Origin of the sequence: Paenibacillus sp. V4I5 (genome assembly GCF_030817255.1) — a bacterium.
Lineage (GTDB): Bacteria > Bacillota > Bacilli > Paenibacillales > NBRC-103111 > Paenibacillus_E.
Genome location: NZ_JAUSZB010000002.1, coordinates 1,181,411 through 1,203,329, shown reverse-complemented (window position 1 = coordinate 1,203,329; position 21,919 = coordinate 1,181,411). Strand labels below are relative to the sequence as shown.

The following is a 21,919-nucleotide window of genomic DNA, read 5'->3' as shown; positions in this document are numbered from 1 at the left end:
AGATAGCATAGATAAGGTGGTATAACCGATATGTCCCGGGTCCGTATATGTACAGATAGCACAAGTGACTTAAGCGAAGAGCTTTATCGACGCTTTCAAATTGAGGTAGTGCCTCTTTATGTTATTTTTGAGGACAATTCCTACAAAGATGGCATTACGATAAAACCTGATAGACTCTATGAATTAGTTGACCAAACCGGCAAGTTGCCCAAGACCGCCGCTCCATCCCCTATTGATTTCGAGAGAGCGTTTGAACCCATTATTCAAAGAGGAGAAGACATTGTCTTCATTGGTCTTTCCTCTGAGCTCTCATCTACGATTCAAAATGCGACCATTGCTGCTGCGAGTTTTCCAGATGGTAGGATAACAATCATTGATTCTAGAAATCTATCAACAGGAATAGGTTTACTAGTTTTGAGAGCCGCGCAAGCGGCAATGAATGGCCGGAGCAGCGCTGAAATAAAATCATTGATTGAACCTTTAATTACCCGAATGGAAGTTGAATTCATCATTGACACATTAGAATATTTACATAAAGGCGGAAGATGTTCAAGTGTTCAGCATTTTATAGGGAGTCTGTTGAAAATTAGACCGATCGTTAAAGTTATTGACGGAGCTATGACATCGACGGATAAGGTACGAGGTAAACGGGAAAAAGCCCTCCATCAGCTTCTGGATAATGCTTTAGCGCAAAAGGATGACATGGACACGGAATTTTTGTTTATCACTCACTCTTCAGCAGCAGAAGAAGCCGCTTACATCAAACAACAAATTGAACAACAAACGAATGTGAAACATGTTTATATAACTGAAACGGGCTGCGTTGTTGCCAGCCATTGCGGACCGCATACAGTAGGTATTGTTTTCGCCAAAAAATAAGAAATGAGTGGACACCATGACGACAATCAAGATTATCACAGATAGCAGTTGCGACCTTCCCAAAATGATCGTAGACGAGATAGGAATTGCGATTGTTCCCTTATCCGTACATTTTGGAGAGGAATGCATGCCACCTGACATGGAGCTAGCTGATTTTTATGCGAGAATGAAAAAGGAGAGCGTCCTGCCGAAGACGTCAAGTCCGGCTCCGCAGCTATTCCTCGCTGAGTATCAGAAAGCCCAGGTAGATCAAGATATTCTAGTGATCAGTCTTTCATCGGCTCTTAGCAGTACCTACCATCATGCAGTCATGGCGAAAGAGATGCTACTTGAAGAAGGTTATGCAGGTCGTATCGAGGTGATTGATTCAAAAACAACTTCACTTGGACTTGGCGTTCTCGTCTATAAGGCTGCCAAACTGGCGGAAGCGAATGTGCCTTTTGAACAAATTGTAGAAGTGATAGGGCAAGCTGTAAAGATTTCAGGCACTTACTTCTTTTTAGACACGCTTGAAAATGTAATAAAAGGTGGCAGGCTCGACCGAGTGCGGGGAGCTGTTGCGTCTGTATTGAATATTAAGCTTCTGATGAAAGCCAGTGAAGAAGGTGCCGTGGAAGTGATAGAGAAAATCCGCGGCACCCAGCAAGCCTTGAAACGATTAATTTCCAAAGTGGGCGAAACTCACCACGATTTCGATAAAGATGTGATTGCCATCGCACATAGTAATTGTGAGGATAGAGCGCGTGAAGTCTTGAACCAACTACTTGAGAAATATCCGTTCCGCAAAGTGCTGTTCGCTAACATGGGCACGGTGATTGGTACCTATGCTGGTGAAGGCGGCGTACTGATCGCTTACTAAAAACGTGAGAAAAGACACCTAGTTACTCGATCCTTAGGATCGGTGAACAGGTGTCTTTTTTCATAGTTGGAAACTGTATTGCTTGAAACTATCCGGGATAATGGGTTTCCACAATCTCTGTATCTTCCGTTGAGACCAGAGGGGACAGCTCTCCTGGAGCCATTAGCCATAATTCATGAAGGGCGCGTGTACAGCCAACATACAATAGTTTGGCATCCATGAATGTTGCTTCGTAATGCCCGGCAGTAACATCCATGAGTAGAACGGCATCAAATTCAAGTCCTTTGGTCAAAAAGACGGGAAGGACCGAGATGCCACCGCGGTAAACCCGCTGCTTGGAAGTTATGAGATTCGTTTCGATGCCAGCTTCAGTCAACGCATCATGCAGCTCCTGTGCTTGCTTCTCCGTACGGGCAACAACAGCGATTGTACTCGAGCTTCCTTGCTTCAAGGTTATGATGGCACGCTGCAGCAGCGGCAATCGGCCTTTGATGTCCGTCTGTAGTACTCGGACTTTGTTGCCGCTGCGGAACACAGGTACAGCAAGGAGCGGATTCTCGACGCCTCGTTTCAAGACCTGATTGGCAAACAGGATGATTTCCATAGTGGAACGATAACTGCGTTCCAGCTCGAAATAACCGGTTTCGTCAGTCTGGAACAAGCTGGAAAATTCCTTCCAGTTTGTGATGCCTTGATATGCGTGAATTCCCTGTGATAAATCACCAAGTATCGTAAACGAGCTGTTTCGTGTGTAAGAATCAAGGACAGCCACTTGGAAAGGTGAAAAGTCCTGCGCCTCATCGATTACGACATGGTCGAATAACCGGTCAGAGGGAATGCCGAAAAGGCGTGTATGAATATAAAGGAGTGGAGCGAGATCCTCGAGCTGCACTTCTTTTTTCTTGAAAAGCTTCAGCGAAGCGGTGACAATAGGTTCTGGTATTTGGTTGAGTAGGTCAATGGGCAAGCTGTCCGGACGACCTTTGTCCGCGAAGAGCATTTTGTAGAAGCTGAATGCCGAGTGATCGGGCCATCCTGTCAGATACGTGCGCAAGCGCTGCGAAGCTTTCTTTTTCAGCTCTTTCTTGCGACTTTGCTCCCAAATCTTGTCGAGCTGAATTTCCATCCAGCGTTTGATCCGAGCAATGACGCGCTCGCGCCTTTTGACAAGCGGATAGTGCTTGTTCTCTACGAAAAACCATTCGCGAATGGATGCAATTGGAAGCTTAATACCCTCCCACGGGATGAAATCCGAAGTAGGTACATAAGACTCTTCGAACCTTGTCAGACAGTGATCTAGGTATTGTTTAAAAGCAATGGACCCTTTAAATCTTCCCGGCGCTTGATCATCTACCGGAGGTCTTTTACTGCCAAGCGAGAACCAGGTTTGAAGAACTAGTGCTTGATCTGCTAGCTTCACTTCTTGATCCAGCACATCAAGTGCCCAATCAGTGAAAGTGCTTTGCTGGATATTTCCGACTCCAAGTTCAGGCAGTACACCAGAGATGTAGTCGAGGAACATGGAGTTGGGTGCAAAAATGATCATCCGCTCTGCACGAACATGTTCGCGGTATTGATAGAGTAAGAAAGCAAGTCGATGCAAGGCGACAGTCGTTTTACCGCTTCCTGCGACCCCTTGGATAATCAGTACTGTATTCTTCGCTGCGCGGATAATGCGGTCTTGCTCAGCTTGGATTGTAGATACAATGTCGCGCAGCTTATTGTCTTTATTTTCGCCAAGTCGGTAGAGTAAGAATTCATCACCGACAACCATAGAGTCTTCATTACGGTCATAAGTATCAACGACACGTTGGAGAATTTGTTTACGGACGACGAGGTTACGCTTGAGATATACGAGGCCATCGATAAGACCGTCTGGTGAATCATAAGAAGCAGCGTCCAGCCCACCCGTAAATGAATAGAAAAGGCTAGCTACTGGTGCCCGCCAGTCAATGACAAGTAATTGGCCTGTTCGCTCATCCTCGACGCCTGATTTACCAATATAAAGGGGAAGGGCGGAAGCCGATCCAGTCTCTTGGAAGTCAAGGCGGCCGAAATACGGTTCATCAACGGCTTTAGCTAAATTGTGTCGGCCATTCTCACGTGCTGCCTCCAACGCTTGTTCTGTTAAATCCGGACCGTAATAAACAGGAGTCGACCTAAGTCGCTCAAGCTGTTTGTCAATCTCCGCATTCGTTTGCTCAAGTTGTTGTAATTCTTCTTGATAGGCACTTTGAGTCTTTGTGTCCAAGATCAGTTACCTCCTAAGATCAGATGTTGTCTATTTTATGAAATAAACAGGTAAACAATATATCACACCTGTCAGTATATGGGAAGCTAAACTGTCAAGCTTGTGATTTGGGCTCACCTAAGAAAGAATGTTATAATGGACAGGAACTTATTATAATTTGAAGGAGTGCGGAGCTATGTCCATCTATAATATTGAGGTTCAAACGATCTCAGGCGAAACGAAGTCACTTTCCGAATATAAAGGAAAAGTGCTGCTTATTGTAAATACAGCAAGTGCATGTGGGCTTACACCGCATTATAAAGGGCTCCAAAGCTTATATGAGCAGTATCAAGATACAGGATTGGTTGTTCTGGGATTCCCTTGTAATCAGTTTGGCGGTCAAGAACCAGGCACGAATGAAGATATCCAAAGCTTTTGCGAACTCAACTACCAAGTGACATTCCCGTTATTTGATAAAATCGATGTGAAGGGTGAAAATGCTCATCCTTTATATACTTACTTGTTAAACCATACACCTGAACCGTATCGTACAGGAGAAATCGAATGGAATTTCGTGAAATTCTTAGTTGATGCAAGCGGTATTGTTGTTAAGCAATATAGCGCTAGTACCGATCCAGCGACTATCGCTCCGGATATCGAAGCAATTCTAGCATAGATAGATAAAAAAGCTGTTGCATCTACGACAGCGGCTCGCTATAATCAAAATATTCATTAGGTTGAAGGAGACGAATCATATGAAGAATACAGCTTGGTTCGTACAAATTCATTATTTTTATAGGCGTTAGCACACACCTGTACATATCAGGGTGGGCTAACGCATTTCGCGTTGGCCTCCCTGCGGGATAGCAATTCGCGCAGGACCATAGGTCCGGCGCGTTTTTTTATCTCGTTAAGAAAGGGAAGGGTGGATGGTATGCGAAACGTGGAAGGATCAAATGTAGGTTGGAGTTCAGAAGATTCGTATGGAAAGCAGTTAGAACAGCAAACGATGGTAATCCTTCTTGCTCCCAAAGCTTCTGAAGCTGCATGTCGAATGACAAATGAGCTAAAACTAGCTGGTATAGGTATTATGATGGTTGATGAGAAGTTGGATGTGGATAGGCAGCTAACTGCTGCGACAAAGTTTGGAATTCGCTTTATCATCTGTATAGGCTTGACAGACAGCTCGAATGACCAAGTAAAGTTAATGGATATGCTAGATCTGCACGAGAAAGTGATGCCGATAGATCAAGCCATTTATTGCATCGAAAAGATTTATCCGCCAGCAGCTTTTACCTAATACAGAGTGGAGTGAAGAGATGAAGCACCGATATGGATTTATTTATGCACATCCGGATGATGAGACGTTTCTTAGTGCGTGCATTATTCACCAGCTTGCCGAACAAGGGAAAAACCCTGTTTTATTGTTGGCAACACGAGGGGAAGCGGGTAGGCAAGGGTTAGAGCGGGCAACCAATAGATCAAAACTGGCTAAGCTGCGAGAGAAAGAGATGGATGAAGCCGCCAAAGTGCTGGGCTTGTCACACGTGGAGCACCTGGGCCATCCGGATGGTCAGCTCGCAGAGATTGATTTCAATGCTCTTGTTGAAGGTGTTATTGCTTTTATTCAGCGGTATGAGGTCGAGGTTCTATTCACATTTCCGGAAGATGGGGGCAATGGTCACCCCGATCATATCGCCATTTCCAAAGCGACAACAGCGGCTGTATGGAGCGGGAAATGTCCAAGTGTACGCAAGTTATATTATGCAGCAGCGGCTTCCTTAAGAGCCAAAGGTCATAAGCCTTCGATAGAAGTAGATACAGAGGCTGGTTGGCCAATCAAGGCAGCAGCCTTGCGGGCTCATGCAACCCAGTATGTGGCTATTGCCAAATACTTCGGTGACCTTAATATTTTTCCGGAAAATCGTAGATGGGAAGCTTTTGTGCTTGGTTGGCAGGATGGAACAATGTGGCCAGAGCAGGACCTAACGAAGGAACTGGAAGAATAGGGATATGAAGTGGTATAATAGGGGACAAGGCAGGTGAACGACTTCATGGCAATTATGGCTAAGATTGAAGCTGTGCTTATCGCGGATGACGCTTCAACATTTGTAACGAGAGTAATCGACGGTGTCGAACTAAGTTTTGGGGGCATTGAAGGCGATCGCCACTTCGGGTTATTCGCCAAAGCAGACTCGCGGCAGCCCATGTATAAGAGAGGCCAAGAGATTATGAATCGTCGTCAACTCAGTATTGTATCTGTTGAGGAACTGCAAGGCATTGCTCAGCGACTGGGTGTGGAAACTATTAAACCTGAATGGTTAGGTGCCAATATTGTTGTGAGCGGTGCTCCTGAATTAACCAAGCTTCCTATGGGAATCCGAATGATCCTGCCAAGTGGAGGCGGACTTGTGTGCGAAGGTGAGAATGAGCCCTGTGCAGGTCCTGGTAAGCAGATTGCCAATTATTACGGAGACAGAAGCCTAACTCAACAATTTATCAAACATGCAGGGCAAAGCAGAGGGATTGTCGCTTACGTGGAACGCCCAGGTGAAATAAAAACAGGTGACATGGTCGAGATTCAAATTTAGTTGCATTTATTTTACGAGGTACCCCCAGAAGTGTGCGCCTCCTCTCGAAATCTAAATTAGAGAGCTTTATCATAGAGAAATGGATCAGGAAGGTGTGGAGAAATGTCACTTTTCAACTGTGAAACATGCGGACAAGTCTATATTTCGAAATTTGAAAAACGTTGCAAATCTTGCTCCCAGCTTCATTTGAATGAGTCGCACAAAGTGAAGGATTTCGTTCGGGCTCATCCGCGTGCCACACTTATTGAGGTTTACCACCAAACGGGTGTATCTCTAAAAACAATTAAAGAACTTATGAGAGCTTGAATACATAGTAAACGACAAACGTGGTGGTTCTATAAAAAAAAGCCTTCAATTCCCAAGTGGGATTGAAGGCTTTTACGCTATTTTGAAGCTGTCACTATCGCTTTGCAAACACATCCAGCAGAAGTTCATCCTTCACAGGATCTTGAACATCCCATGCTGTAGCGAATCTAACTTGGTGAGAAACGCCGACAATTTCGTATTTCTGAACAAGATGTTGGCGCGCTGAGCCGATAATGAGCGAATGCAGTCGCAGCTGCTTCTTCTGACCAAGAGTGCCAAGCTTCTGCAGCGTTGCTTTGGAGATTTGGCCGACACCATCGGTGACCATCACGAAGTCGGCATCGTGAAACTGCCGCTCGTGCTGTACGATGTCCATGCCTCTACTCAGCGGCGCATCGAAGTTCGTGCCGCCACCGAAAGCGAGCTGAGCCAGCCCATAGAAGCGGTCCCAATCCGGCCGCTTATAGGACAGAACATGCTCGATGAGCTCGCCCTTCGCCCCGAACAGGAGCAGGACGAAGTCCCGCCGTTCGAGGAGGGAGAAGGAGGCGAAGGTCGCCGTAAACAGCTGCGCAAGCCGCAGCTTGCTGCCCCGCATGGAGTGGGAGGTATCGAGCATGCAGATAACAGGACCTTTCTGCGGCTCTTCAACAGAGCCGGTGTAGTTATAGGTCATGAGCTTATTTTCCATCCATTTAACGAGAAAATAAGGCTCGAAATCTTCGTCAGCGAGCAGGCTGGCTTCGCTCGGAAGCAAATGTGCGATGTCGCCAGACTGGCGTAAATCGTCGTAGGCTTCCGGCATGTAAGGCGAGCGCAGCTTCTTACGCTGCACCCGAAGGTGATGGATGTTCCGTCCCACCTCCTGCAGGAAAGACACCAGATCCTTGCTGCGCTTCAGTTTCTCAATCCACTGCACGTAGTGCTCGAACGTCTGCCGCCGTAATTTCCCCAACTCGCTGCCCCAGCGCCGGTTCGCGAGCCGTTGACTAGCTTGCACGAGCTCGTACACATTGAAGCTGTCCGCCTCTTCGAGGGACAGCGTCTCCTTTAAAGCCTGACCGAGCCAGTCACCCAGCTCGGTCTCGATCTCCTTCATGGCCGCGAGGTCGCGCGCGCTCATGCGGTCCAGCTGCCGCTGGCGGCGCTCGAGTTCCTCTTCCGCCTTGCGCAGCTTCGCCTTCAGCTTATCGCGCTTCATGAACTCGGTGCGCATCTCGCTTTGCAGCTCCGCGATGCGCTGCTTCAGCGCACGTATCTCCTCCGCGATGAGCGGCCGCGAATCGACGGCTTCCTGCTTGTCTTCGACGGCGCGCTTCCCTTGCTGCAGCGTGTAGCCAACGAGCCTAAGCTTCTCGATTTGCTTCTCGGTGAGACGCTCACTGACGCTCTTTTCCTCTTGTCCGCTCATTTGCTGCTTCTTCTCGAAGCCGAAGCCGCTCATTTGCTGTTCCTTTTGTCTGCGTTTGACTTCTTTCTCATAAGACTCAGTAAGCCACATCAGCGCCTTGAGTGCGGTTTTGAAAGAGGCATTCACTTGCCCGATTGTACGAGGGTGAATGGACACATAGAAGTACTGCTTACGCAGTGTTAAGACCATCCAGCGGTGGAAGGGGGTTTCCTCTACAGTGCCGTCCACCTCAGGCTTCGTTAAATAAAAGCACATGAAAAAATCAGCAAAGAGCTCCAGCGTAAACCAAGGGGCTTGCCTTACGGCCTCGCGCATCCATTCTTGTGCGACGCGCGAGGAGTGTACGTAGCCCTCGAACACATACCTGTCAACCCGAGTGCAGCGTATGATCATATAGGTAACCTCTTATAACGTATAGTCGTATATGATTCCCGGGATTTCCCGGTCAAACAGTGTGCGATATAAGCCTTGGATGGATTGTAAAATGCGCTCAACTTGAATCCGCAGGTGCGTGAATTTAACGGCATACTGCTCAGGATGCTGCAGAAAGATAGATTGGGATGCAATCCATTCCGGAAGTTTCTTTTCTTTCTCCTGCCAGGAAACAAGTCTGCCGCGTAGGCTTCTGGCTGTTTCTTCCAGCTCCATTCGGCAATCTTCCAAAGTCGCTTTCAATCGCTCGGCAGTATCCTTGTTTAAAGCGCCGCCGATTTCTTTTTTGAATTGGAAGGCATGTAATTCATCTTCTTTCTCCAACCATTTCTTAACCGTCAAGTTATATTGAAGCAGCGGGAGTTCTTGTTCCATTTCTCGTTTGAGCATGTCCTGGAATAAGGTGTCAAAGATGGCTTTGAGCTCTACTAAATCTTCAGGGAAATCCCACAGCATATGAGGGGTTAGTACGGTATCCCACACATTGACAGCGCTGCGCCCATGGATAGCTGCTGAAATCTTCCACGAATGGCCAATCTTGTGGTAGCGTCGATCTGAAAGCACATATTCTTTCTCTTGGAGTGCTGTCTTTAACTGAAAAAGCATGTAAATCAGCGAATCCGGCAATTGCACTTCGGCCGCTTGTGATTTTAATTGCTTCACCATTTCCGTTGATAAAAGGATTGGGAGAGGTGTTGTTGGTGCTTGAAACATGAGTTCAAAGCTGGATATTTGCTTGACATACTCGACTTCAAATCGGAACAGGAAACGATCGTACAGCGCTGCTAATTGTTCGTTATCTTCGGGTAACTCATTCGATGCTGCCATTAAAAATATAAGGGGAGACTGCTGCTTCTGCCGTCCATTGAAGAAGACGCGTTCATTCAAGACAGAAAGGAGCGTATTAAGTATGGCGCTGTTCGCTTTGAATATTTCGTCGAGGAAAGCGAAGCGAGCGCTTGGTAAATAGCCGTCAGTAAGCCTTACATATTCATCATTTTTAAGCTTTTGTAAGGAGACAGGCCCGAATAGTTCGTCGGGTGTTGTGAATCGGGTCAATAAGTAATCGTAATAAGGTTCGTTACCGAATAGTTCGGCAGCGGCGCGTGCTAATTGAGATTTGGCTGAACCGGGAGGTCCAACCAATAAGACATGTTCGCCGCTCATGATAGCGAGCAGTAAGACACGAATGAGCTCTTCCCGTTCCATGAACCGTTTTTCGAGATGACCCATAGCTTCTCTTAATTTGTTCTGTATGACAATGGGTTCTTTCACATTGTTGTCCCCCTTGGCGTAATCAAAGCTCGTATGTTTATATTGTATCAAACTGCCAGGTAAACATCGAATATGCTACAATAAGACCTGTAGTGTCTACACTACTTTTAACTCAAGAGCCTGCAGCTATCAGTCTTCTAAGAAAATACAAAGGAGCGTTATCCATGCCCCAAATGATCGTTAGAGGAATTAGTGTTCCTCAAATTCAATCCATTAGTACGTTGTTAATTGAAGAACTAGCTCAAGTATGCTCGTGTGGAACGGACAATTTTATGCTGGAATGTCTGCCCACAGTCTCGATATTTGAAGGGAAGCAAGTCAATACATACCCATTTATTGAAGTAAGTTGGTTCGAGAGAGGGCAAGAAACACGTGACGAGTATGCTAGCGTGCTGACCAAACACGTTCTTTCGCTTGGCATTCCTGAGGTGGAGATCGCTTTTCGGGTATACCGGGAGGACAGCTACTATTGGAATGGGAAGTTAATTTGAACGAATTCAGTTAACTGATTTTATGAAGGAGTGGTCCATATGCGGATTGGTGTGATTTCGGATACTCATTTATCACCTCGGGTTCAAAAATTACCTGATGCGTTAATCGCAGGCTTACAAGGTGTAGATCTTATTATTCATGCCGGAGACTGGGTGAGTGAGCATGTTGTTGAATTGGTTGAGCGAATCGCACACTGTGAATCTGTGGCCGGTAACAATGACGGATCTGACATCATTGAACGATTCGGCTTGAGGAAAATACTGACACTCGGAGACTACCGAATTGGTCTTATCCATGGAGACGGCTTTCGCAAAACGACAGAGGAAAGAGCCCGAGAAGCGTTCCAGGCCGAGCGGCCGGATATCGTCATCTTCGGACATTCCCATGTTCCATACCAGCAAACGATCAACGGAATTCTCATGTTTAACCCAGGGTCGCCTACCGATAAAAGAAGGCAGCCACAATACTCATACGGCATCATCGAGCTCGGTGATAGCATTCATGCGACGCATTTCTATTATGAAAGCAAAGCTTAATATTTGACTTTGTTAAGTCCTGCTTTACCCGCCGGAGACAGCCTGGAAAACGATGAGCTGATCACCTTGCTGCAGCATTATATTTAAGTCATCCAGCCAAGCGATATTCGTATCATTGTAATAGAGCAGGACATGCTTTCGGACTTGTCCGGTTTCGGTCCAAAGATGAAGGCGCAGCAGGGGATAGCTCGATATAAGTTGATTTAATGCGTCCTGTAACGTAAGCGCATCCAATTGAAATTTGACGTTTCCCCCTGTGCAATCACGCAGCAAGGAGGGGACGCTGACGGTAATAAGCATGCTAGTCCTCCAAAATCATTGGCTTCACAGTTAGGATTCGTGATAATTGTCCTGGCAGGCGTTCCCAGCTTTCTCCACGATCCAGTGAACAGTAAATTTCACCTGAAGTTGTTCCAAAATAAAGCCCATAAGACTCAAGAGCATCCACAGCCATCGCATCTCGCAGTACGCTGACATGTCGTTCTTCTTCTGGGAGAACATCCCCAATAGGTTTCCAGGTATTTTCACCGCGTGCCATTCTGTAAACAATTAACTTGCCGTCACGCATAGAGCGTTGTTCGCTGCTTTCCAGCGGGATAAGAAATAAATCACCTGTTGGTGAAATGGAAATCGGGAAACCAAACGGGGCATCGCCGTCACGTAGTGTAAGACCTTCCTCGATAGGATGCCAGCTGTCACCGCCATCGATGGATTTGAACACCCCGCTATGCTCCTGCATATAGAGAACATCGGAGTTTTCCGGGTCGAGCACCATCTTGTGCACACAGTATCCGACACGCTCATCAGGTTGACCTGTTGGTATTCGGTTCAGTCCGTTGTTACATGGCTTCCAGCTATTCCCTCCGTCAAGTGTACGGAAGACACCGACAGCGGATATTCCGATCCACATGCGCTGCGAATTCCTTGGATCGATGAGAATGGTATGCAAGCACATACCGCCGGCTCCAGGAAACCACTCCGGACGTGTGGGGTGCTTCGTTAAACCATCTAACTCTTGCCACGTCTGACCGCTATCGCGGCTAACGAATAATCCCGCTTCTTCAACACCCGCAAAAAGAGTTTCGGGCTGAGAGGCAAGACCAGGCACCAACTGCCAAATACGGTTTAGTGAAAAACCGCTCTCCTCAGAGTACCTTGGACTATCCGCAATCTGTTCCCACGTTTCACCGCCATTGCTGGATACACGAATGGTCGCTCCATAAGCGGCATGAGAGGTTCCGGCATACAACTTACTCGCTGATCGTGTATCTCCAAGAACACTATAAGCCTCCCATCCTGGTAAAAAAGGTCCTTGCATGGACCAGTTCCGTCTTTCAATCGTTGAGGAATAAATGAAAATGCCTTTATTGGTGCCGACGAGCAGTTGAACGTGCTTTGACATACGTGGCCTCCTTTAATCATACTCCTAGGATAATTTCGACATATGGCAAATAATTCCTTCTCCTATAATGTGTTATTTTCTTAGGTGTTCACCGTGTTTGCAAGAGTAAGAGGGACATACACTGTCGTAATTCTATTATTCGAATGGCGGTGATTCGATGCATACTACGGTAGGTGTCTTATTGGACTTGGAAACTTATTTGGGTATTGCGAGAGGAAGAACAGGAAATGAACGCTTAGCCCTGTATAACAAAGCAGGAAAAAGGCATGGTTTAAGACCTTTTTATATGTGTTTACAGCATGTAAAAGGTAAATCTGCTTTGGGTTATTACTATGAAAATAATGCATATAGGCTCGTTAGACGTTCTATTCCTCGTGTGACACATAACCGAGCCATTAGCTTGTCTCCTTATTTAAGAAAAAAGTTAAAAGAGCTTTCCCAATCGAGCACCGTTTTCAACAGGCAAAATCGTTATGATAAACATCATATCCATCAGCTAATCCACGCGAATGCAACGCTTCGTAAGTATCTTCCAGAATCTACGAAATACTCGCGAAGTAAACTGGAAGCCGCCATGAGAAAATATTACTCACTTTTCATCAAACCTACGAACAGTAGTGTGGGTGAAGGCATTATTAAATTGTCTATGCAAGAAAGTGGAAGTTGGAAATTGTATGGGATCAATAGGACGCCTAAGATTGTATCTTATAAGCAAGCCGTTTCGTTGATTGAGAAGAAAGTAAGAAAACAAACGTATATGATTCAAGAAGCTATCCCGTTAGCGACTCATCATGGAAGACCTTATGATCTGAGGATTTCCGTGCAGCGTGGAGGCAGTGGACAGTGGCAAATCACTGGAATTGTAGGCAAAGTTGCAGCCTCAGGACGCCATGTAACGAATGTAGCGAAAGGCGGAAAAGTTAAGCGTTGTGAGGAGCTGTTTACGTCGAGTGGGTTTGATTCCACTAGGATCATACAAGAATTACATCAAGTGTCATTAGCCATTGCCCAATTTATTGGTGTTAGTTTGCCTCATATGGCTGATCTTGGTTTAGATGTTGGCGTTGACCAATATGGTAACATCAAATTGATCGAAGTGAATGGTAGAGACCAACGATACCCCTTTAAAAAAGCAAAAATGCACAAGACTTTTTATCGCACATATGAAACACCAATGCGATATGCAAAGTTTCTCTTGAATCAATCAAAGTCACTGAATGATTAATTTGCCCCAGATTCTGGGGCTTTTGAATAAGAAAATAATCTGTTCTTCAAACTAGGTAGTGACTGTTTTGCAGGGAATAATTCTCCTGATCGTTATGGAGTGCGCGGTTAAATCGTACATTTCACATCTTGTTTTCATTTTCATCGTGTAAAGACAACGTAATCTGTTAGAGCATTCAGTATAAATAAAGGATGATGAAGACGAGCTCTACTCAGATGGACTATCATTGGTTTCAACTCATTAATCAATTAGGGAATAGCCTACCCGCTCTAAACTTAGTTATGCGTTTGTTAGCTTCATATGCGTTGTACGTGTTTTACATCGGGATTGTCATTTATTGGTTTACGAGGCAAGATCTCAAGCGTAGAATGGTTGCTGAATCACTTCTATCCACATATGTAGCAATAACTTTCAGCGGTCTACTTGCGCATTTCTTCTATCGGGATCGACCGGTTGTCACACATAATGTCATTCAATTGATCTCGCATCCGGCCAATGCCTCTTTTCCAAGTAATCATACAATCGGCGCTTTCGTAATAGCCACATCCATTTGGATACACCGGAGAAAAGTCGGAAAGGTGTGGCTTGTATTAGCAGCCGGTATTGCTTTTTCAAGAGTATGGACAGGCGTACATTATCCATCTGATGTCATAGCAGGTGCTGTAATTGGAATAGCTGCCGCTGTTCTCATGCATCAGTTATTTAAGCGTTCGTCGTTGGCACTGAAATGGTTGACGAAATTTATCTATTGGTATGAAGCTGTCGAGTCCAGAATTTGGCGCAGGAACGAAACGCCGCGATCTTCGGTAATCAAATGATGAATAGAACATGAGTTTTATGTGCTCAAAACAATTATTACCTTATAAGAACTATTGCCCTTTTGAGAATAACTCGGAAATTCCATCCGCCTATCGCTATTTCTGCTATCGGCAGAGTCAAGTCATTTAATGAACGCAAAAAACTCCTTCAGATGGATATCTGGAAGGAGTTTTTTGCAGGAAAGGAATAGCCGTCCCTATCGCCGATATCTACGTGGAATTTTTCGCCGAATAAATCTTTTCTAATTTGCTTGCTGTGGCTCGCCAACTAAATTTTCTCGTTACATCTAGTCGAGCTTGCTTGGCCAGTCTTTTGGCTTTAGAAGGGTCGTTGGCTAGTTTCATAATTTTTTTGGCAAAAGCCTCAGGACTTCGATATTTCGTAACTAAAAGTCCGTTATGTTTATGCCGAATAATCTCAGGAATCCCACCATTTCTGGAGGCGATCGTCGGAATGCCGGATGCCATAGCTTCCACATTCACTAATCCAAACGCTTCATGACCTTGAGACGGGCAAACGAAACAATCCCCGGATCGATAGAAACTAGGCATTTGACTTCGTGAAACGTAGCCCTTGAAGGATACTGGGATTTGAAGTGATGAAGCCAGGTGTTTCAAGTATTTCTTGTAGCTTGGCTTTCCGGTCCCGCCGGCAATGTGAAGCCTTACTGAAGGGATGGATTGCATAACAATCTTTGTAGCTTTCATCAGTACGGGGATTCCTTTCTTCGGAATCAACCTGCCTGCAAATAGAATGACAAATGGACGGTGACCGCCATTTGAATATTCTTTCTCTTTACGAGGACGGAATTGAGCGAGATCGACGCCTAGATGAACGTAACGAACCTTATGGCTGATTTTTGGAAAGGTTCGTTTCAGGTGATTTTGCAGCGAAAGGCTGTTGCCAATAATGCGATTAGCCAGACTAAGATCGCTTGCTGCTTGTTTTTTGGATGTCATCGGCGGTGATATAAATGTCTTTGAATGCAAAAAAACAGAGATAGGCGTATGTGGGAATACTTTTCTCACGGCATGCACAAATCTAGGGCGATTATCAATTTGAATCCTATCGAAACGATGCCCTTTAACCGTCTTAATCACATTAGATAAATAAGCTTGTTTATTGGCACCGGGTACTCGAAGAATCGTAATATGACCTAATCTGCTTTTCTTCGGGTAGTTGGCGCGCAGTCGACTTATAATGGTCACTGTATGCTTGTGGGATATTTTTTTGGCGATCTGGTATATACAATGTTCTACAGAGCCTCCGACGGGAGGAGGGACGGGGATTTGTTCTGGTGCAATAATCAGAATATGCATAATAGGAACCTTCACCTCTTGGCTTCATTTGATATTTCCAGTTATCATATTCAAAGGAAGTAGAGGGACTTGGAGTAAAGTCTACTTGGAAAAATAAAATTTTCGATAGTTACCATATTGCAGCCATTTATAAAGTGGGATACACTGAGGCGACAGATTCTGATCTACTTAGAAAGTTCAATTAAGGAGCGATACACTCTTGAAGACATTAATTATTGCGGAAAAACCCGATATGGGACGTAATATAGCCGCCGCAATAGAGCCCAAAGCCAAAAATCTCAGGTCCCATCTAGAGGGTGAGCAATACATCATCACCTGGGCGATTGGACACTTAATTGAGTTGGCTGAACCTGATCAATACGATGATAAATATAAAAAATGGAATATTAATCACCTGCCGATTATTCCTGATGAATTTAAGCTGATTCCAAACCCACGTACTTACGATCAGCTTAAGGTGATTGCTGAGCTTGCGAAGAAATGCGACATGCTTGTTAATGCGTGCGATGCGGGGAGAGAAGGGCAGCACATCTTCTCGCTTATACAGCGGCATCTTGGACTGAACCAGCCTGTTAAGCGGCTCTGGATTTCCGATTTAACCTCGGAGACGATTCGAAATGGCTTCGCTACATTAAAGGACGGCGCTGAATACGAGAATTTAACGCGCGCCGCGCGCTCACGCAGTGAAGCAGACTGGCTAATCGGCATGAATGGCTCACGTGCATTCACAACGAAGCATAACGTATTGCTTTCCGTTGGCCGTGTTCAAACACCAGTTCTTGCGCTTATTTATGACCGCCAGAAGCAGATTGAAGCCTTCTCTTCACTTAAATTTTATGAGCTGGAGGGGCACTTTACACAAGGCGAGACGACGTATAGAGGCATGTGGCAGGGAGAGCGTTTGACGGATGGACCAAAGGTCGAGGCGCTTGCTGTCAAGGTCAAAGGGAAACCAGCACGGATTATTTCCTATGAAGTGAAAGAGACGAAGGAATACCCGTTCAAATTGTATGACTTGACGCTGCTGCAGCGTGAGGCGAATGGGAAATACGCCTTCTCGGCGAAGAAGACACTGGATACAGCCCAGGCACTTTACGAGAAACATAAGGTCATTTCCTATCCTAGAACGAATTCCAACTATGTCACTGAGCAAAATATTCCGGAAATGCACAAGTCCTTATCCGCTTTACAAGGAACGGCTTACCATGAGCTTGTGCAAGGGGCTAACCGAAATCTGGTACACAAAAATAACAAGTTTATTTGCAATCCGAGCAAAGTGGAAGATCACCATGCGATCCTTCCGACGAATCGCAAAGCATCGGGACTGAGTCCAGATGAACAGAAATTGTACGATTTGATTGTAAGACGTTTCTTATCCCAGTTTTATCCTCCAGCTGAGTATAAGGTTCATACGGTTATGACCGAGGTTGAACAAGAAATGTTTAAAACAACGGTCAAAGAACTTCTCCAATTAGGTTGGAAGGTCATCTACGCTGATCAGAAAAAGGAAAAGGCGAAGAGCACAAAGGGCAAGGAGAAGGAAGAGGAAGAAGACGAAGAGGTTGAAGTAAACGAGCCTTTCTCAATCGATTCACAGGGGAATGTCTTTTGCCTTGATGCGATCGTAAAGGAAAAAGATACGCAGCCGCCTAAGCATTTTAACGAAGGAACGCTGCTCAAAGCCATGGAAAGCGCCGGCAAACAGATTGAGGATGAGGAGCTCCGCGATGCGATGAAGGATTCGGGTCTCGGTACTCCGGCTACTCGTGCAGCGACCATCGAGCGTCTCAAGAAGGTTGGGTACATCGACATGCAGGGCAAGAAAATCGTCCTGACCCAGAAGGGGCGAACGGTTGTTGAATTAATTCGCGGCGCGGGCATTGAGCTGCTGACTTCACCTGAGATGACGGGTCAATGGGAGCGCAGACTGAATGAAATCTCCCGAGGAACAGCTTCGGATGAGCAGTTTATGCATAACGTCAAGAGATTCGCAACCCTAATCGTTGATAAGGTTCGCGTACAGGCTAGAGCTTCCAAAACAGCTTTCGAAAGCGAAACGCCGCCTGCAGGTGCACCCAAACGCGGTTCGGCACGATCGAGTGCGGCATCAACAGGCGGCACCAAAACAACTGCTGCAGCTAAGAAAGCGGCTCCTGCTAAACAAACAGATGGAGCAAATACGTTCCTAGCGACATGTCCAAGACCAGGGTGCGGAGGCTCCCTTTTCATGGGTCGTAAAGGTTACGGCTGCTCGCACTATAAGGAAGGCTGCAAATTCGTCATCTGGAAAGAAAGCTTTGGCCGGAATTTAACGGACGCCCAAGTTCAGGCGCTCGTAAATAAAGGGAAAACGACGAAGCTGAAGCTTGTACTTGCAGATGGTACAGCGGCGGATGGGCGAATCGTGCTGAGAAACATCGATACGGGTGAGCTCGGTACGGAAACGGAATGATAGGAGGGGTGAATGGTGAGCCATTTAACGAACGACTGGGCTTCTTTGTTGGGGTCAGAATTTCAAGAGCCCTATTTCCACGCCTTGCAAAAATTTCTCAATGATGAATATACGGCACAAACCATTTTTCCAGAACAAAATGAGATTTATAATGCACTTCATTTAACTTCTTATGCGAATACCAAAGTGGTTATTTTGGGACAAGATCCCTATCACGGTAGAGGCCAAGCCCATGGCCTCAGTTTTTCCGTTAAACCGGGTATACCGACACCGCCATCTTTGCAAAATATGTATAAAGAATTACAGTCTGATCTTGGCTGCTATATCCCTGATAACGGCTACCTGAAGGGTTGGGCAGAACAAGGCGTGCTGCTATTGAACACGGTTCTTACGGTAAGAGCAGATATGCCGAATTCGCATAAGGGAAAAGGGTGGGAACGTTTTACAGATAAAATCATAACGACGCTAAGTGATCGGGAGAAGCCGATCATTTTTGTGCTGTGGGGAAGTCATGCACAGACCAAAGAGCGTCTCATCCATACAACGAAGCATGTTATCATAAAATCAGTTCATCCGAGTCCGCTTTCTTCGTATCGCGGATTTTTTGGCAGTAAGCCTTTTTCGCAAGCGAATGCGTATCTTAGAGAACTTGGGAGTTCGGAAATTGATTGGCAAATACCAAATTTATTTGTGAAGGAGCGGGAGTAATGAGCGACAATAAAGAATTTATTTATGTCTTACGATTAAAACCTGCTTTTCTAGACCGCAGTGTTTGGACAGAAAAAGAAGATAAAATTGTTGAAGAACACTTTCAATATCTTTTACAATTAAAAGAGGAGGGAGAACTCATTTTAGCAGGAAGAACACAAACTTTTGATGAAAAAACATTTGGCATTGTTATCCTTAGAGTGGATAATGAGTTAGAAGCTACACTGATCATGGAACAAGATCCTGCTGTTGCTAATCAACTCATGACCAGCGAATTGTTTCCTTACAGTATTGCAGTTATGTAAGTAAACTGCCAGTTATTCTGGCGAAAAATCAAAGGAGTGAATCCAATGAAATTTCAAGAATTTAAGTACGAAAGACCCGACTTTAGCGCTTTTGAAATTAATTTTAAGGAGCTTTTAGAGGCGTTTAAACGAGCGAATTCGTTTGGCAATCAAGACCAATCGATGGAAGCGATCGTTAGCCTGCGAAGTGAGTTAGAGTCTATGGAATCTATTGCTCGGATTCGTCACAGTGTGGATACAAATGATGAATTTTACAAAGCGGAGCAAGAGTATTTCGATGAAATTGAGCCTTTATATCAAGGGCTGATTACCGAGTTTTATAAAGCTCTCATCGAATCCTCTTATAGATCAGAGTTAGAAGTCGAATGGGGGAAGCAGCTGTTTACGATTGCCTCCTTGTCGTTGAAAACGTTTTCGCCGGAAATTGTTGAAGATCTCGTACAAGAAAACAAACTGGCCAGTGAATATTCGAAGCTGCTTGCTTCTGCGAAGCTAATTTATGCAGGGGAAGAACGAAATTTATCCCAACTCGTGCCTTTTCAATTATCAACAGACCGAAAAGTCCGTAAAGAAGCGAATGATGTGAAATATAGCTTTTTTATAGAGAATGAAGCGAAATTGGATGAGCTGTATGACCAATTAGTGAAGATTCGTGCACTCATCGCTAAGAAGCTCGGATATAACAACTTTGTTGAACTCGCGTATGCTCGTTTGAACCGCTCTGATTACAATGCCAAGGACGTGGAAGTATTTAGGAATCAAGTTCTTGAACACATTGTACCGGTGGCAACGAAACTAAAGGAACGGCAGAAGGCTAGAATTGGCGTAGACTCGCTGCATTATTATGACGACAAGCTTGGTTTCGCCTCAGGGAATGCGACGCCAAAAGGCGATGCGGATTGGATCGTGGAACAAGCGCGTAAGATGTATGCAGAGCTATCCCCAGAAACGGATGAGTTCTTTACCTTTATGATCGATAACGGTTTGATGGATCTTGTGGCAAAGAAGGGAAAACGCGTAGGTGGTTACTGCTCTTATATTAGTACATACAAAGCACCCTACATTTTCTCTAACTTTAACGGAACTTCAGGTGACATTGATGTCTTAACGCACGAAGTAGGTCATGCTTTCCAAGGCTATAGCAGCCGAGATTTTCAAGTGCCTGAATACATATTCCCAACCTTGGAAGCCTGTGAAATCCACTCCATGAGCATGGAGTTTCTCGCTTGGCCTTGGATGTCATTGTTCTTCGAGGAAGAGACAGATAAGTATAAATTCAAGCATCTAAGTGAATCACTCTTATTCATTCCTTACGGTGTTGCGGTAGATGAATTTCAACATCGGATCTATGAGCAGCCGGAACTGACACCCGCTGAGCGTAAGCTAGTTTGGCGCGAGGTTGAGCGCAAATATTTGCCGCATCGTTTTTACGAGGATAACGACTATTTGGAAAGAGGGGGCTTTTGGCAGCAGCAGGCCCACATTTACAAAAGCCCATTTTACTACATAGATTACACGCTTGCACAAGTGTGTGCGTTTCAATTCTGGAAACGAGCTAATGAAAATCCCGAGTTAGCTTGGGAGGATTACTTAAGACTTTGTCAGCAAGGCGGAAGTCTGAATTTCACAGAGCTTGTTCAAGTCGCTAAGCTAATTTCACCTTTCAAAGAAGGTTGTGTGGCTTCGGTAATTGGTCATATCGATTCATGGCTTGATCAGGTTGATGATGCTAAGCTTTAAATCATAGGCCGAACATGAGTGATTTGCAGTCCGCTGTCACAGTCCTTACCTGTTTCATAGGAGAGATTGCCGAGAACTTCTTCTAAAGCTTGGTATTCAGCCGAAGAACCTCGTTGTAAGGCTTGTATGGCTGCTTTTAGGACGATTTGACCATCTTCCATCGCGATATCCCATAAGTCCCAAATGCTGTATGTGTACGTTTCTTCTAATGATGTAGGACAATTCCAAACCGTTTTGGCTTCGTTTAAATAATCAAGCGGAGCCGGATGCTTGGTATACACCAATGGTGATATTTGACCGAAGGTTAATAAACGTTTGATTCCTTTCGGATCGTGGAACAAGCGTTGAGCTCGAATCATGTCGATGTAAGCATCGTTCCAATCCTTGTCAGTAACCTGCGAAGCATAGTCAGGATAGTGGTTCGCAGCAGCGTGGGCAAGCGCAGGAACAATGCCGAGGGGCAGAGCTTCTCCAACATATATTTCTTTCCATACAGGCGTATTCCATGTCTGTAGTCCAAGTTTGCGACGAACAATAAGTGTGTCCATAATAATCTCAAATCGTTGGTGATCCCATTTCTTGAAGCCTGATTTGTAAAAAACGTAGGGATGCATGTTGCGGTCGAGAATATGGTGTGTAAGGAATCCAAGTGCATAAACAACAGCAGGATTATACAAACCTCTTCCTTGCATATGGGAAAGTAGATCCATCAAGAACGGACCGCATGCTTTCGTATGCATGAGACTTCCCAATTGATTGAGTTTTTTGTCTTTTTTCCAAGGTAAGAAGTTATGATAGAATAAGAAATCGGGTCCTTGACAGCCAAGGGAGAAAACATGTCGCAACTGCTTATCACTAAGCATATTGGCATGCCCCAATTGGTTCATTAATTCTTGACCGAAAATCAGATGTGTCCAGATGTTAGGCAATTGTGCCCC

At 45.2% G+C, this 21,919-nt stretch carries 21 protein-coding genes; 14 read left to right on the top strand and 7 right to left on the bottom strand.

Annotated features, from left to right (window positions below; genetic code table 11):
• Positions 1 to 30 precede the first annotated feature (30 nt).
• The gene (locus QFZ78_RS07635; RefSeq protein ID WP_307546414.1) at positions 31 to 879 is read left to right on the top strand and encodes a DegV family protein; all 849 of its coding nucleotides are present in this window, start codon (positions 31 to 33) and stop codon (positions 877 to 879) included.
• Between the two features lie 16 nt (positions 880 to 895).
• Positions 896 to 1,738 carry a DegV family protein gene (locus tag QFZ78_RS07630; protein WP_307546413.1) on the top strand — a complete coding sequence of 281 codons (843 nt, stop codon included), beginning with the start codon at positions 896 to 898 and terminating at the stop codon, positions 1,736 to 1,738.
• 88 nt (positions 1,739 to 1,826) lie between these two features.
• Here the strand turns inward: QFZ78_RS07630 and QFZ78_RS07625 are convergent, their stop codons facing one another.
• Positions 1,827 to 3,989 carry a HelD family protein gene (locus QFZ78_RS07625; protein ID WP_307546412.1) on the bottom strand — a complete coding sequence of 721 codons (2,163 nt, stop codon included), beginning with the start codon at positions 3,987 to 3,989 and terminating at the stop codon, positions 1,827 to 1,829.
• 175 nt (positions 3,990 to 4,164) lie between these two features.
• Between QFZ78_RS07625 and QFZ78_RS07620 the strand changes: the two genes are divergently transcribed.
• The 4 genes from QFZ78_RS07620 (at position 4,165) to QFZ78_RS07605 (ending at position 6,559) form a co-directional block, all read left to right on the top strand.
• Entirely contained in the window at positions 4,165 to 4,644 is a 480-nt protein-coding gene (locus tag QFZ78_RS07620) for a glutathione peroxidase (protein WP_307546411.1), read from the top strand.
• Positions 4,645 to 4,902: 258 nt separating this feature from the next.
• A complete protein-coding gene (locus tag QFZ78_RS07615; protein ID WP_307546410.1) occupies positions 4,903 to 5,268 on the top strand; it encodes a His/Gly/Thr/Pro-type tRNA ligase C-terminal domain-containing protein in 366 nt (121 codons plus the stop codon).
• 19 nt (positions 5,269 to 5,287) lie between these two features.
• On the top strand, positions 5,288 to 5,977 hold the full coding sequence (locus QFZ78_RS07610) for a PIG-L deacetylase family protein (protein WP_307546409.1): 690 nt from the start codon (positions 5,288 to 5,290) through the stop codon (positions 5,975 to 5,977).
• Between the two features lie 45 nt (positions 5,978 to 6,022).
• Entirely contained in the window at positions 6,023 to 6,559 is a 537-nt protein-coding gene (locus tag QFZ78_RS07605; RefSeq protein ID WP_307555543.1) for an MOSC domain-containing protein, read from the top strand.
• A gap of 400 nt (positions 6,560 to 6,959) precedes the next feature.
• Here the strand turns inward: QFZ78_RS07605 and QFZ78_RS07600 are convergent, their stop codons facing one another.
• Positions 6,960 to 8,669, bottom strand: a complete 1,710-nt coding sequence (locus tag QFZ78_RS07600; protein WP_307546408.1) for a hypothetical protein — start codon at positions 8,667 to 8,669, stop codon at positions 6,960 to 6,962.
• A 12-nt stretch (positions 8,670 to 8,681) separates the two neighbouring features.
• The gene (locus tag QFZ78_RS07595; protein WP_307546407.1) at positions 8,682 to 9,983 is read right to left on the bottom strand and encodes an AAA family ATPase; all 1,302 of its coding nucleotides are present in this window, start codon (positions 9,981 to 9,983) and stop codon (positions 8,682 to 8,684) included.
• A gap of 164 nt (positions 9,984 to 10,147) precedes the next feature.
• Here QFZ78_RS07595 and QFZ78_RS07590 point away from each other — a divergent pair, with 164 nt between their 5' ends.
• Complete coding sequence (locus QFZ78_RS07590; RefSeq protein WP_307546406.1) at positions 10,148 to 10,474, top strand: DUF1904 family protein; 327 nt, start codon at positions 10,148 to 10,150, stop codon at positions 10,472 to 10,474.
• 39 nt (positions 10,475 to 10,513) lie between these two features.
• Complete coding sequence (locus QFZ78_RS07585; protein ID WP_307546405.1) at positions 10,514 to 11,011, top strand: metallophosphoesterase family protein; 498 nt, start codon at positions 10,514 to 10,516, stop codon at positions 11,009 to 11,011.
• Positions 11,012 to 11,035: 24 nt separating this feature from the next.
• On the opposite strand, the gene QFZ78_RS07580 is transcribed toward QFZ78_RS07585, so the two are convergent.
• Together QFZ78_RS07580 and QFZ78_RS07575 are read right to left on the bottom strand one after the other, a co-directional pair.
• Positions 11,036 to 11,311, bottom strand: coding sequence for a MoaD/ThiS family protein (locus tag QFZ78_RS07580; RefSeq protein ID WP_307546404.1), 276 nt, complete (start codon positions 11,309 to 11,311; stop codon positions 11,036 to 11,038).
• Between the two features lies 1 nt (position 11,312).
• Positions 11,313 to 12,413 (bottom strand): WD40/YVTN/BNR-like repeat-containing protein, encoded by a 1,101-nt coding sequence (locus QFZ78_RS07575; RefSeq protein WP_307546403.1) that lies wholly within the window; start codon positions 12,411 to 12,413, stop codon positions 11,313 to 11,315.
• Positions 12,414 to 12,570: 157 nt separating this feature from the next.
• Here QFZ78_RS07575 and QFZ78_RS07570 point away from each other — a divergent pair, with 157 nt between their 5' ends.
• Together QFZ78_RS07570 and QFZ78_RS07565 are read left to right on the top strand one after the other, a co-directional pair.
• A complete protein-coding gene (locus QFZ78_RS07570; RefSeq protein ID WP_307546402.1) occupies positions 12,571 to 13,638 on the top strand; it encodes a YheC/YheD family endospore coat-associated protein in 1,068 nt (355 codons plus the stop codon).
• Between the two features lie 215 nt (positions 13,639 to 13,853).
• Positions 13,854 to 14,456, top strand: a complete 603-nt coding sequence (locus tag QFZ78_RS07565; protein WP_307546401.1) for a phosphatase PAP2 family protein — start codon at positions 13,854 to 13,856, stop codon at positions 14,454 to 14,456.
• 210 nt (positions 14,457 to 14,666) lie between these two features.
• On the opposite strand, the gene QFZ78_RS07560 is transcribed toward QFZ78_RS07565, so the two are convergent.
• Positions 14,667 to 15,776: a glycosyltransferase family 4 protein gene (locus QFZ78_RS07560; RefSeq protein ID WP_307546400.1), complete on the bottom strand. Its 1,110-nt coding sequence runs from the start codon at positions 15,774 to 15,776 to the stop codon at positions 14,667 to 14,669.
• Positions 15,777 to 15,975: 199 nt separating this feature from the next.
• Here QFZ78_RS07560 and QFZ78_RS07555 point away from each other — a divergent pair, with 199 nt between their 5' ends.
• Genes QFZ78_RS07555 through QFZ78_RS07540 form a run of 4 tightly spaced genes read left to right on the top strand, consistent with a single transcriptional unit; the run spans position 15,976 to position 20,981 of the window.
• The gene (locus QFZ78_RS07555; RefSeq protein ID WP_307546399.1) at positions 15,976 to 18,228 is read left to right on the top strand and encodes a type IA DNA topoisomerase; all 2,253 of its coding nucleotides are present in this window, start codon (positions 15,976 to 15,978) and stop codon (positions 18,226 to 18,228) included.
• A gap of 12 nt (positions 18,229 to 18,240) precedes the next feature.
• Positions 18,241 to 18,936 carry a uracil-DNA glycosylase gene (locus QFZ78_RS07550; RefSeq protein WP_307546398.1) on the top strand — a complete coding sequence of 232 codons (696 nt, stop codon included), beginning with the start codon at positions 18,241 to 18,243 and terminating at the stop codon, positions 18,934 to 18,936.
• On the top strand, positions 18,936 to 19,241 hold the full coding sequence (locus QFZ78_RS07545) for a YciI family protein (RefSeq protein WP_171689123.1): 306 nt from the start codon (positions 18,936 to 18,938) through the stop codon (positions 19,239 to 19,241). The genes QFZ78_RS07550 and QFZ78_RS07545 overlap by 1 nt, the downstream gene beginning before the upstream one ends.
• A gap of 45 nt (positions 19,242 to 19,286) precedes the next feature.
• Positions 19,287 to 20,981 (top strand): M3 family oligoendopeptidase, encoded by a 1,695-nt coding sequence (locus QFZ78_RS07540; protein WP_307546397.1) that lies wholly within the window; start codon positions 19,287 to 19,289, stop codon positions 20,979 to 20,981.
• Here QFZ78_RS07540 and QFZ78_RS07535 read toward each other — a convergent pair.
• Positions 20,978 to 21,910 (bottom strand): zinc dependent phospholipase C family protein, encoded by a 933-nt coding sequence (locus QFZ78_RS07535; protein WP_307546396.1) that lies wholly within the window; start codon positions 21,908 to 21,910, stop codon positions 20,978 to 20,980. The genes QFZ78_RS07540 and QFZ78_RS07535 overlap by 4 nt on opposite strands.
• Between the last annotated feature and the right edge of the window lie 9 nt (positions 21,911 to 21,919).